This window comes from Vibrio sp. 1402, assembly GCF_033340275.1.
Genome location: NZ_JAWOWE010000023.1, coordinates 18,348 through 30,772 on the forward strand (window position 1 = coordinate 18,348; position 12,425 = coordinate 30,772).

General features: G+C 46.2%; 8 protein-coding genes and 1 pseudogene. All 9 read right to left on the reverse strand.

Annotated elements, in window-relative coordinates; genetic code table 11:
* Window positions 1–44: 44 nt before the first annotated feature.
* Window positions 45–4,247: a DNA-directed RNA polymerase subunit beta' gene (gene rpoC, locus R7044_RS22895; RefSeq protein ID WP_005382514.1), complete on the reverse strand. Its 4,203-nt coding sequence runs from the start codon at window positions 4,245–4,247 to the stop codon at window positions 45–47.
* 104 nt (window positions 4,248–4,351) lie between these two features.
* Window positions 4,352–8,380, reverse strand: coding sequence for a DNA-directed RNA polymerase subunit beta (rpoB, locus tag R7044_RS22900; RefSeq protein WP_005384685.1), 4,029 nt, complete (start codon window positions 8,378–8,380; stop codon window positions 4,352–4,354).
* Window positions 8,381–8,632: 252 nt separating this feature from the next.
* A complete protein-coding gene (rplL, locus tag R7044_RS22905; protein ID WP_005382540.1) occupies window positions 8,633–9,001 on the reverse strand; it encodes a 50S ribosomal protein L7/L12 in 369 nt (122 codons plus the stop codon).
* Window positions 9,002–9,058: 57 nt separating this feature from the next.
* Window positions 9,059–9,553, reverse strand: a complete 495-nt coding sequence (rplJ, locus tag R7044_RS22910; protein WP_005382538.1) for a 50S ribosomal protein L10 — start codon at window positions 9,551–9,553, stop codon at window positions 9,059–9,061.
* Window positions 9,554–9,846: 293 nt separating this feature from the next.
* Window positions 9,847–10,548, reverse strand: coding sequence for a 50S ribosomal protein L1 (gene rplA, locus R7044_RS22915; protein WP_005384683.1), 702 nt, complete (start codon window positions 10,546–10,548; stop codon window positions 9,847–9,849).
* Window positions 10,549–10,552: 4 nt separating this feature from the next.
* Entirely contained in the window at window positions 10,553–10,981 is a 429-nt protein-coding gene (gene rplK / locus R7044_RS22920; protein WP_005384682.1) for a 50S ribosomal protein L11, read from the reverse strand.
* Between the two features lie 164 nt (window positions 10,982–11,145).
* Window positions 11,146–11,694 (reverse strand): transcription termination/antitermination protein NusG, encoded by a 549-nt coding sequence (nusG, locus tag R7044_RS22925; protein ID WP_005384681.1) that lies wholly within the window; start codon window positions 11,692–11,694, stop codon window positions 11,146–11,148.
* A 13-nt stretch (window positions 11,695–11,707) separates the two neighbouring features.
* Window positions 11,708–12,088, reverse strand: coding sequence for a preprotein translocase subunit SecE (secE, locus tag R7044_RS22930; RefSeq protein WP_005384680.1), 381 nt, complete (start codon window positions 12,086–12,088; stop codon window positions 11,708–11,710).
* Between the two features lie 266 nt (window positions 12,089–12,354).
* A pseudogene (locus R7044_RS22935) lies at window positions 12,355–12,425 on the reverse strand (elongation factor Tu); the annotation flags it as partial.

A 12,425-nucleotide genomic window follows, 5' to 3' on the forward strand; every position in this document is an offset into this window, starting at 1 on the left:
AGGTGCCTTTTTCTTAAGCTTTTAACGATTACTCGTTATATGACTTACTCTTCAGAAGAGAAACCAGCGTTTAGAAGTGCCGCTAGGTTATCCGTTGCTTGCTCAGCAGAAGGACCATCTTGCGCTTCAGAACGTTTAGCTTGACGCTCTTGGTGGTATGCGAAACCAGTACCAGCTGGGATCAGACGACCAACAATTACGTTCTCTTTCAGACCACGTAGGTCATCACGCTTACCAGAAACCGCAGCTTCTGTTAGTACGCGAGTTGTCTCCTGGAACGATGCCGCAGAGATGAACGACTCAGTCGCTAGAGATGCTTTAGTAATACCTAGTAGTTCACGTTCGAAACGTGCAGGCTCTTTGCCTTCAGCTTCTAGGTTACGGTTAGCAATCTTAACTTGTGAGTACTCAATCTGTTCACCAGGTAGGAACTCAGAGTCACCAGAGTGAGTAATAGTACACTTACGCAGCATCTGACGAACGATAGTTTCAATGTGCTTATCGTTAATCTTAACGCCTTGTAGACGGTAAACTTCCTGCACTTCGTTAGCAATGTACTGCGTTACCGCGTGTACACCACGTAGACGTAGGATGTCATGTGGAGACTCTGGACCATCTGCGATCACATCACCACGTTCAACTTTTTCACCTTCGAATACGTTCAACTGACGATGCTTAGGAATCATCTCTTCGTAAGCTTCACCGCTTTCACGTGTGATCACTAGGCGACGTTTACCTTTCGTCTCTTTACCAAAGCTCACAGTACCTGTGTGCTCAGCAAGGATTGCAGGCTCTTTCGGCTTACGTGCTTCAAATAGGTCAGCAACTCGTGGAAGACCACCGGTGATATCTTTGTTACCGCCAGACTTCTGAGGAATACGTGCTAGTGTTGCACCAACACCTACTGCTGCGCCATCTTCGATGTTCACAATCGCTTTACCAGGTAGGAAGTAGTGAGCTGGCATATCAGTACCAGGGATCATTACATCGTTACCTTGCTCGTCAACAAGTTTGATAGCTGGACGCATATCTTTACCTGCTGAAGGGCGAGCTGCTGGGTCAGTTACTTCGCTTGAAGATAGACCAGTTAGGTCATCAGTTTGACGAGATACTGTTACGCCGTCGATCATATCTACGAACTGGATGCGACCTGCTACCTCAGTAATGATAGGTAGTGTGTGCGCTTCCCAGTTTGCAACTGTTTCGCCAGCTTGAACTGTATCACCATCGCCTTTGCTTAGTAGCGTACCGTAAGGCAGTTTGTGCTTCTCTTTAGTACGACCAAACTCATCAACAATAGTTAACTCTGTCGCACGAGAAGTGATAACGATCTTACCGTCATCAGCCAATACAGATTTAGCGTTGTGTAGCTTGATAGAACCGTTGTTCTTAACTTGAACACTGTTCTCTGCCGCTGCTGTCGATGCCGCACCACCGATGTGGAACGTACGCATCGTTAGCTGTGTACCTGGCTCACCGATAGACTGAGCAGCAATAACACCCACTGCTTCACCTTGGTTCACTAGGTGACCACGTGCTAGGTCACGACCGTAACATTGTGCACAACAACCGAAGTCAGAATCACACGTTACTACAGAGCGCACTTTCATGCTGTCTACTGAGTTCTCTTCCATGATTTGACACCACTTCTCATCGATCAGGGTGTTACGTGGAATAAGAACGTCTTCCGTGCCAGGTTTTAGTACGTCTTCAGCAACAACACGACCAAGAGCAAGCTCAGAAAGTGCAACTTTAACATCACCACCCTCGATGTGAGGCATCATGTCGACACCTTCGTGAGTGCCACAGTCATGTTCAGTTACAACAACGTCTTGAGCAACGTCTACTAGACGACGAGTTAGGTAACCCGAGTTCGCTGTTTTCAGTGCCGTATCCGCAAGACCCTTACGAGCACCGTGCGTTGAGATAAAGTACTGAAGTACGTTTAGACCTTCTTTAAAGTTCGCTGTGATCGGCGTTTCGATGATTGAACCATCTGGACGCGCCATCAGACCACGCATACCCGCAAGCTGACGAATCTGTGCTGCAGAACCACGAGCGCCCGAGTCCGCCATCATGTAGATGCTATTGAATGACTCTTGCTGTTCCTCTTCACCGTCACGGTTAACTACCGTTTCAGATGAAAGGTTTTCCATCATTGCTTTCGCAACACGGTCGTTGGTCGATGCCCAGATATCGATAACTTTGTTGTAGCGTTCACCCGCAGTAACAAGACCTGATTGGTACTGTTCCTGGATTTCACGTACTTCTTCTTCCGCTTCTGCGATTTCAGTGTACTTAGCTGCTGGTACAACCATATCGTCGATACCAACAGATACACCAGAAAGTGCCGCGTATGCGAAACCTGTGTACATGATTTGGTCAGCGAAGATTACTGTGTCTTTCAGACCTAGTTTACGGTACGCCTCGTTAAGTAGGTTAGAGATTTGCTTCTTACCTAGCTTTTGGTTAACGATGCTGTACGGTAGACCAGCTGGCACGATTTGCCATAGCATTGCACGACCAACAGTGGTGTCTACCATCTTGGTTTCTGTAGTGCTGTTGCCGTCTTCGTCTACAACAGTTTCTGTAATACGTACTTTAACGCGTGCGTGAAGCTCAGCTTGTTTAGTGCGGTATGCTTTCTCAGCCTCTTCTGGGCCAGAAAGGTACATGCCTTCACCTTTCACGTTGATCTTTTCACGAGTCATGTAGTACAGACCCAATACAACGTCCTGAGAAGGTACGATGATCGGATCACCTGACGCTGGCGACAGAATGTTGTTTGTCGACATCATCAGAGTACGAGCTTCAAGTTGTGCCTCTAGAGTTAGAGGTACGTGAACCGCCATTTGGTCACCATCGAAGTCCGCGTTGTACGCCGCACAAACAAGTGGGTGTAGCTGAATCGCTTTACCTTCGATCAGTACTGGTTCGAACGCCTGGATACCTAGACGGTGAAGTGTCGGTGCACGGTTCAATAGTACTGGGTGTTCACGGATTACTTCGTCTAGGATATCCCAAACGACCGCTTCTTCACGCTCTACCATTTTCTTAGCAGCTTTGATTGTAGTCGCAAGACCACGAGTCTCTAGCTTGCTGTAGATGAATGGTTTGAATAGCTCAAGTGCCATCTTCTTAGGAAGACCACACTGGTGTAGACGCAGGTATGGACCTACTGTGATTACAGAACGGCCAGAGTAGTCTACACGTTTACCTAGAAGGTTCTGACGGAAACGACCTTGTTTACCCTTGATCATATCAGCAAGAGATTTCAGAGGACGCTTGTTAGAACCTGTGATCGCACGACCACGACGACCGTTATCTAGTAGCGCATCAACAGACTCTTGCAGCATACGTTTTTCGTTACGTACGATGATGTCCGGAGCCGCTAGCTCTAGAAGACGCTTCAAACGGTTGTTACGGTTGATCACACGACGGTATAGATCGTTAAGATCAGAAGTCGCAAAGCGACCGCCATCTAGAGGTACTAGAGGACGTAGATCTGGCGGAAGTACTGGAAGTACAGTTAGGATCATCCACTCAGGGTTGTTACCCGATGCGATGAACGCTTCTACCAGCTTAAGACGCTTAGTTACTTTCTTACGCTTAGTTTCAGAGTTTGTTGTCTCTAACTCTTCACGCATTTGTTCTGCTTCAGCGTGCATATCCATAGAACCTAGTAGGTCCTTGATAGCTTCCGCACCCATCTTAGCAGTGAACTCGTCGCCCCACTCTTCTAGACGATCTAGATACTCTTCTTCAGTAAGCATCTGACCTTTTTCTAGATCAGTCATACCAGGCTCTGTTACTACGTACATTTCGAAGTACAGAACGCGTTCGATATCACGTAGAGGGATATCCATTAGTAGACCGATACGAGACGGTAGCGATTTTAGGAACCAGATGTGAGCTACTGGTGAAGCCAGTTCAATGTGGCCCATACGGTCACGACGAACTTTAGTTTGTGTAACTTCTACACCACACTTCTCACAGATAACACCACGGTGCTTCAGGCGCTTGTACTTACCACAAAGACATTCGTAGTCTTTAACTGGACCAAAGATACGCGCACAGAACAGACCATCGCGTTCAGGTTTGAACGTACGATAGTTGATCGTTTCAGGTTTTTTAACTTCACCGAAAGACCATGAACGGATCATGTCTGGTGAAGATAGACCGATTTTGATTGCATCAAATTCTTCGGTCTTATGCTGTGCTTTTAGAAAGTTTAATAAGTCTTTCACAATCAGCTCCTGTAAGGAGTTAAAAGGAGCTCACTCGCTAAAGTGAGCACCTTCTTCCAAATAATCGCTTTGATTCTCTCGACTTTCATCAAGAGAGAAAAGGATTACTCTTCGTCTTCTAGCTCGATGTTGATACCTAGCGAGCGGATCTCTTTCAACAGTACGTTGAACGATTCTGGCATGCCAGGTTCCATGCTGTGGTTACCGTCTACGATGTTCTTGTACATCTTAGTACGGCCGTTAACGTCATCCGACTTAACCGTTAGCATTTCTTGTAGCGTGTAAGCAGCACCGTATGCTTCTAGTGCCCATACTTCCATCTCACCGAAACGCTGACCACCGAACTGAGCTTTACCACCTAGTGGCTGCTGAGTTACTAGGCTGTACGAACCAGTTGAACGAGCGTGCATCTTGTCATCAACAAGGTGGTTCAGTTTCAGCATGTACATGTAACCAACAGTTACAGGACGCTCAAACGCATCACCTGTGCGACCATCAAACAGTGTTAACTGACCTGATGTTGGTAGATCTGCTAGCTCAAGAAGTGCTTTGATTGACTCTTCTGGAGCGCCATCAAATACAGGAGTCGCGATTGGTAGACCGCCACGCAAGTTCTTGATCAGAGTACGTACTTCATCATCAGATAGAGAAGCAATGTCTACTTTCTGGCGAGTGTCGCCTAGATCGTAAACTTTTTGTAGGAACTCGCGGAATTTCGCTAGTTCTTGCTGCTCTTTAACCATCTGGTTGATCTTGTCACCGATACCTTTCGCTGCCAGACCTAAGTGTACTTCTAGGATCTGACCGATGTTCATACGCGAAGGTACACCCAGTGGGTTAAGTACGATGTCTACAGGCTGACCTTTCTCATCGTATGGCATGTCTTCAACAGGGTTGATCTTAGAGATTACACCCTTGTTACCGTGACGACCCGCCATCTTATCACCAGGCTGAATGCGACGTTTAACCGCTAGGTAAACCTTAACGATCTTCAGTACACCAGGTGCTAAATCATCACCTTGAGTGATCTTACGACGCTTAGTTTCGAACTTCTTATCGAAGTCGGCTTTTAGCTCATCCCACTGCTCAGCAAGTTGCTCAAGCTGAGTTTGTAGTGCGTCATCTTCTAGCGTTAGTTCTAGCCACTTCTTACGATCAGTTGTGTCTAGTTTCGCTTCAGAGTAACCGCCTTCAATCAATACAGCTTTAACACGGTTTAGAAGGCCGCCCTCAAGAATCTGGAATTCTTCAGTTAGGTCTTTCTTCGCTTCTTTAAGCTGCATCTGTTCGATTTCAAGCGCACGCTTGTCTTTCTCTACGCCATCGCGAGTAAAGACTTGAACGTCGATGATCGTACCTGATACAGAGTTAGGTACACGTAGTGAAGTATCTTTAACGTCAGATGCTTTTTCACCGAAGATTGCACGTAGTAGCTTCTCTTCAGGCGTTAGCTGAGTTTCACCTTTAGGCGTTACTTTACCAACTAGGATGTCGCCACCCTTAACTTCAGCACCGATGTAAACGATACCTGACTCGTCTAGTTTAGATAGAGCAGACTCACCTACGTTTGGAATATCCGCTGTAATCTCTTCAGAACCAAGCTTAGTATCACGCGCCACACAAGTCAGTTCTTGGATGTGGATAGTCGTGAAACGGTCTTCTTGAACTACGCGCTCAGATACTAAGATCGAGTCTTCGAAGTTGTAACCGTTCCAAGGCATGAACGCGATACGCATGTTTTGACCAAGCGCTAGTTCACCAAGGTCTGTTGAAGGACCATCAGCAAGAACGTCACCGCGTGATACAGGCTCACCTGGCATCACACATGGGCGCTGGTTAATACATGTGTTCTGGTTAGAACGTGTGTATTTAGTCAGGTTGTAGATGTCGATACCAGCTTCACCTGGTACTAGCTCTTCTTCGTTAACTTTAACAACGATACGAGAAGCATCTACTGACTGGATCACACCACCACGTTTAGCAACTGCAGTTACACCTGAGTCAACTGCTACGTTACGTTCAATACCAGTACCAACAAGCGGTTTGTCAGCTTTTAGTGTTGGAACTGCCTGACGTTGCATGTTCGCACCCATCAATGCACGGTTCGCATCATCGTGTTCTAGGAACGGGATAAGCGATGCAGCGATAGATACAACCTGGTTTGTCGCAACGTCCATGTACTGAGCGTGCTCACGAGGGTGTAGACCAGATTCACCTTTCTGACGAGCTGTGATCAGCTCATCTGCAAAAGTACCATCTTCGTTTAGCTTAGCGTTCGCCTGTGCGATAACGAATTGGCCTTCTTCGATTGCAGATAGGTAATCTACTTCGTCTGTTACTACGCCATCTACAACGCGACGGTATGGTGTCTCTAGGAAACCGTACTCGTTACAACGCGCAAACGCAGATAGAGAGTTGATCAGACCGATGTTTGGACCTTCAGGCGTTTCGATAGGACATAGACGACCGTAGTGAGTTACGTGTACGTCACGTACTTCGAAGCCAGCACGTTCACGAGTTAGACCGCCAGGACCCAATGCAGAAATACGACGCTTGTGCGTTACTTCTGATAGCGGGTTGTTTTGGTCCATGAACTGCGAAAGCTGTGAAGAGCCAAAGAATTCTTTAACTGCCGCAGAAATTGGCTTCGCGTTGATCAAGTCTTGAGGCATGATTGCGTCAAGATCGCCTAGGCTTAGACGCTCTTTAACTGCACGCTCAACACGTACTAGACCTACACGGAACTGGTTCTCAGCCATTTCGCCTACAGAACGGATACGACGGTTGCCTAGGTGGTCGATATCGTCCACTTCGCCCTTACCGTTACGGATCGCGATCAGCTTCTTCATCACTTCGATGATATCAGTTTCATCAAGTGTGCCTTGCTCTTGAGCATCTTCACGGCCGATAGAGCTGTTGAACTTCATACGACCAACAGTCGATAGATCGTAACGCTCTTCAGAGAAGAATAGGCTTTCGAATAGAGCTTCTGCAGCTTCTTTTGTTGGCGGCTCACCAGGGCGCATCATGCGGTAGATTTCTACCAATGCAGAAATACGATCAACCGTGCTGTCGATACGTAATGTTTCTGACATGAATGGACCGTGGTCTAGATCGTTCGTAAATAGAACTTCTAGCGCTTTGTGGCCTGCCTGAGATAGGTTCGCTAATGCTTCCAGGCTGATTTCCTGGTTAGCGTTAACAATGATCTCGCCAGTTGCTTCATTGATGTAATCTTTAGATGCAACTTTACCAACGATGTACTCAACTGGTACTTCGATGTGATCAACGCCATCTTTTTCTAGTTGGCGGATATGACGAGCTGTTACGCGACGACCCTGCTCAACGTAAACTTTACCATTTGCTTCGATGTCGAATGACGCAGTTTCACCACGTAGACGATCCGGAACCAACTCCATCAATAGAGTTTGGTCTTTCACTTCGAAGTTCACTTTCTCGAAGAAGATATCTAGGATTTCTTCTGTCGACTTACCTAGTGCTCGAAGGATGATCGATGCTGGTAGCTTACGACGGCGGTCGATACGAACGTACAAGTTATCCTTAGGATCAAACTCGAAATCAAGCCATGAACCACGGTAAGGAATAACACGTGCGTTGTATAAAACTTTACCTGAAGAGTGGGTCTTACCCTTATCGCTGTCGAAGAACACGCCTGGGCTTCGGTGCAGCTGGGATACGATAACCCTCTCGGTACCGTTGATTACGAAGGTACCATTGTCTGTCATGAGCGGAATTTCACCCATGTAGACTTCTTGTTCTTTAATGTCTTTTACAGTACCTGCTGGCGCGTCTTTATCAAAGATAACTAGGCGTAGTTTTACACGTAGTGGCTTTGAGTAAGTTACACCGCGGATTTGACATTCTTTAACGTCAAAAACTGGCTCACCAAGACGGTAGCTAACGTATTGCAGCTCAGAATTGCCGTTGTAGCTCTGAATCGGGAATACAGAACGGAAAGCGGCTTCAAGACCGTATTGACCTTCAGGATCCTGTTCGATAAATTTGTCGAACGAATCGAGCTGGATCGATAGCAGGTATGGAATGTCCAAAACTTGTGGACGAGTACCAAAGTCCTTACGGATGCGCTTTTTCTCGGTATAAGAGTAAACCATGGGGTTCCTCAGCTCGCTGATAAGTGACCCAAACTGTCCGCCCGCTCCTAGTTACTTAAGGGGGGTAAGGGACAGTGACTAATATAGCTGTTTACTGTAGTGACATTTCATTTCGTAAGAATGAAATGTTTTTTGCATGGATATCAGGCGCTTAAACAGCGGGAAAATTCGCCTATACCCTACAGCGCAAAAAGGCCGGTGGTTAAAAAACCACCAGCCAATTAGCCGTTAGGCTAAGAAACTATGCAATAATTACTTAACAGCAACAGTTGCACCAGCTTCTTCTAGCTGAGCTTTAAGAGCTTCAGCTTCTGCTTTCTCAACACCTTCTTTAAGAGGTGCTGGAGCGCCGTCTACTAGAGCTTTAGCTTCTTTAAGACCTAGGCCAGTTGCGCCACGTACTGCTTTGATTACAGCAACTTTGTTACCGCCTGCAGCTTCTAGGATTACGTCGAATTCAGTTTGCTCAGCAGCAGCTTCGCCTGCAGCAGCGCCGCCAGCTACAACAGCAGCAGCAGCAGAAACACCGAATTTCTCTTCCATTGCTTCGATTAGTTCAACAACTTGCATTACAGACATTTCTGCAACTGCGTCTAGGATTTGCTCGTTAGTAATAGACATAACAATTCTCTTTTAAGTCAACAATAAGTTTATTAAGCAACCAGTAAAAAGCAAGGCTTATGCCGCTGCTTCTTGTTTTTGATCGCGGATAGCTGCGATAGTACGCGCCAGCTTGCCAGCCGAAGCTTCTTTCATGCACATCATTAGGCGTGCAATTGCTTCGTCGTAAGTTGGTAGTGTTGCTAGTACTTCAGCGTCAGTTAAAGCGCCTTCAAATGCAGCAGCTTTGATCTCGAAATCTTTGTTCTCTTTAGCGAAGTCTTTGAAAAGACGCGCTGCAGCACCTGGGTGCTCATTAGAGAATGCGATTAGAGTAGGACCAGTGAAAGTGTCAGTTAGACACTCGTACTCAGTACCTTCAACCGCACGACGAGCAAGAGTGTTACGAACAACTCTCATGTAAACGCCAGCTTCACGAGCTTGTTTACGTAGAGAAGTCATCGCGCCAACTTGAACGCCACGAGAATCAGCTACAACTGCAGAAAGTGCACCACTGGCAGCTTCGTTGACTTCAGCAACAATTGCTTTTTTGTCTTGAAGGTTTAAAGCCATCTTGGATTTACTCCTGGTTGTCGTTACACCACTCACTATCATCACGACAGTGAGAGCTATTGAGGTGCTTCCCCAGAAGAAAGTTAACTATATTACATAGAGCTTTCTGTCAGTTCGGGCACCATCTACGTAGGATAATTAAGTTTGCTTTTACACAAACACCTACGGTCTTGGACGGAGACTGGGTCTTAATTCATTTCGAACTAGGAGACAGTTCAAAGAACCAAAGTTCAGCCCCAACCACAAATATTAGGCGCAAAATTATACACGAATTTTGCGCCTAAGCAAATAAATTATGCTTGAGTGTTCAGGCTAGCCTGATCAACAGCAACACCAGCACCCATAGTAGTAGAGATGCTTACTTTCTTCAGGAAAGTACCTTTCGCTGAAGATGGCTTAGCTTTCTTCAGAGCAACTAGAAGTGCTTCTAGGTTCTCTTTGATCTGCTCAGCAGAGAAGTTTGCTTTACCGATAGTAGTGTGGATGATGCCGTTTTTGTCGTTACGGTAACGAACCTGACCAGCTTTAGCGTTTTTAACTGCTTCAGCAACGTTAGGAGTTACAGTACCAACTTTAGGGTTTGGCATAAGACCGCGAGGACCTAGGATAGTACCTAGTTGACCTACAACGCGCATTGCATCTGGAGAAGCAACAACTACGTCAAAGTTCATTTCGCCTTTCTTAACTTGCTCAGCAAGATCTTCCATACCTACGATGTCTGCGCCAGCTTCTTTAGCTGCTTCAGCGTTAGCACCTTGAGTGAACACTGCAACGCGGATTTCGCGGCCAGTACCGTGAGGTAGTACAGTTGCACCACGTACGTTCTGGTCAGATTTACGAGCATCAATGCCTAGGTTAACAGCAACGTCTACAGACTCAACGAATTTAGCAGTCGCTAGTTCTTGAAGAAGAGCAACAGCTTCGTTGATTTCGTATTCTTTAGTTACGTCAACTTTTTCGCGGATTACGCGCATGCGCTTAGTTAGTTTTGCCATCTTATTAACCCTCTACCACTAGGCCCATTGAACGAGCAGTACCAGCGATAGAACGCTTCATCGCTTCGATGTCAGCACCAGTCATATCAGCAGCTTTAGTTTCTGCGATTTCTTGGATTTGAGCGTCAGTTACAGTACCAACTTTTTCAGTGTTTGGACGACCTGAACCAGACTTAACGCCAGCAGCTTTCTTAAGAAGAACAGCAGCAGGTGGAGTCTTAGTTACGAACGTGAAAGAACGGTCGCTGTATACTGTGATAACTACTGGAGTTGGTAGACCTTTCTCAATAGATTCTGTTTTTGCGTTGAACGCTTTACAGAATTCCATGATGTTCACACCGTGTTGACCTAGTGCAGGACCTACTGGTGGACTAGGGTTAGCCATACCAGCAGCAACTTGTAGCTTGATGTAAGCTTCAACTTTCTTAGCCATGATAATTCCTAAGTTTGGGTACAAACGCTAATCGCAGATCAGCTCCCCGTTTGTGTAAGAAACTTTTTACTTCACTTGAAGTAAAAAGGCGCGAAATTATAGTCATAATCCGCGCCTTATACAACCCTAAAAAGGTGATTTTTTATACTCTTTAACGAAGAGTCTTAGTCCAGCTTTTCAACCTGACCAAATTCAAGCTCAACTGGTGTCGCACGACCAAAGATCGATACCGACACTTTCAGGCGGCTCTTCTCGTAATCCACTTCTTCAACAGTACCGTTGAAGTCAGCAAATGGACCTTCGTTAACACGTACCACTTCACCCGCTTCGTACATTGTACGCGGACGAGGCGCTTCACTCGCTTTCTCAAGACGATTAAGAATCGCGTCAGCCTCTTTATCCGTGATAGGTGCCGGACGGTCTGAGGTACCACCAATGAAGCCCATGACACGCGGCACACTGCGTACTAGGTGCCATGATTCATCGTTCATAATCATCTGAACAAGGACGTAACCTGGGAAGAACTTACGCTCAGATTTGCGACGCTGACCCGCGCGCATTTCCACTACTTCTTCAGTAGGAACCAGTACTTCACCGAATAGCTCTTCCATGCCGTGCATTTTGATATGCTCGCGCAGAGATTGAGCTACACGACCTTCAAATCCAGAGAAGGCTTGAACCACATACCAGCGTTTTTTTGGAGCTTCACTCATGAATAAAAACCCTCTATACCCCAGTTGCTAGAGCTACTAGACGAACCATAATTCCGTCAATACCCCATAGCACTAGAGCCATTACAATACTTACAGCTAAAACGATCAGTGTTGTTTGCATGGTTTCTTGGCGAGTAGGCCAAACAACTTTACGTACTTCCATACGAGATTCTTTTGCAAAACTGATCGCTGCTTTACCTTTAGTCGTTGTTGCTGCAACGCCTAAGGCAGCTGCAATAAGAACAACAACGCCTGCAGCACGAACCACTACAGACATTTCACCATACAGGTAATTACCCACAACAGCGGCAGCTGCCAATACGAAAGCGGCTACCCACTTAAACGTATCTGCTGCGTTTGAGCTATCAGGAGTTTCAGCATTATTTGCTTTCATAAAACCAACCTGTTACAAGTCTTAATATAGACGACAACAACCCCGCTGTTGCAGGGCAAACTCCATATCGCTGAAAAAATCAGCGTACTCTTCTTAAGATTAAGCCTCTTTGCTTAATCTTGCTCTGCGCCCAACCCACTTCTGAACAAGAAAACAGCAAAAATAATGTTGAGTGCAGAAAAAGGGCATCAAATGATGCCCTTTTTGCTACTGGTTCGTCAAATCTAATTCAAGATTTTCCGAAAGCATCGCTAATTCGCTATGAATTAGTCGAAGATCTTAGCAACAACACCAGCACCTACTGTACGGCCACCTTCACGGATCGCGAAACGTAGAC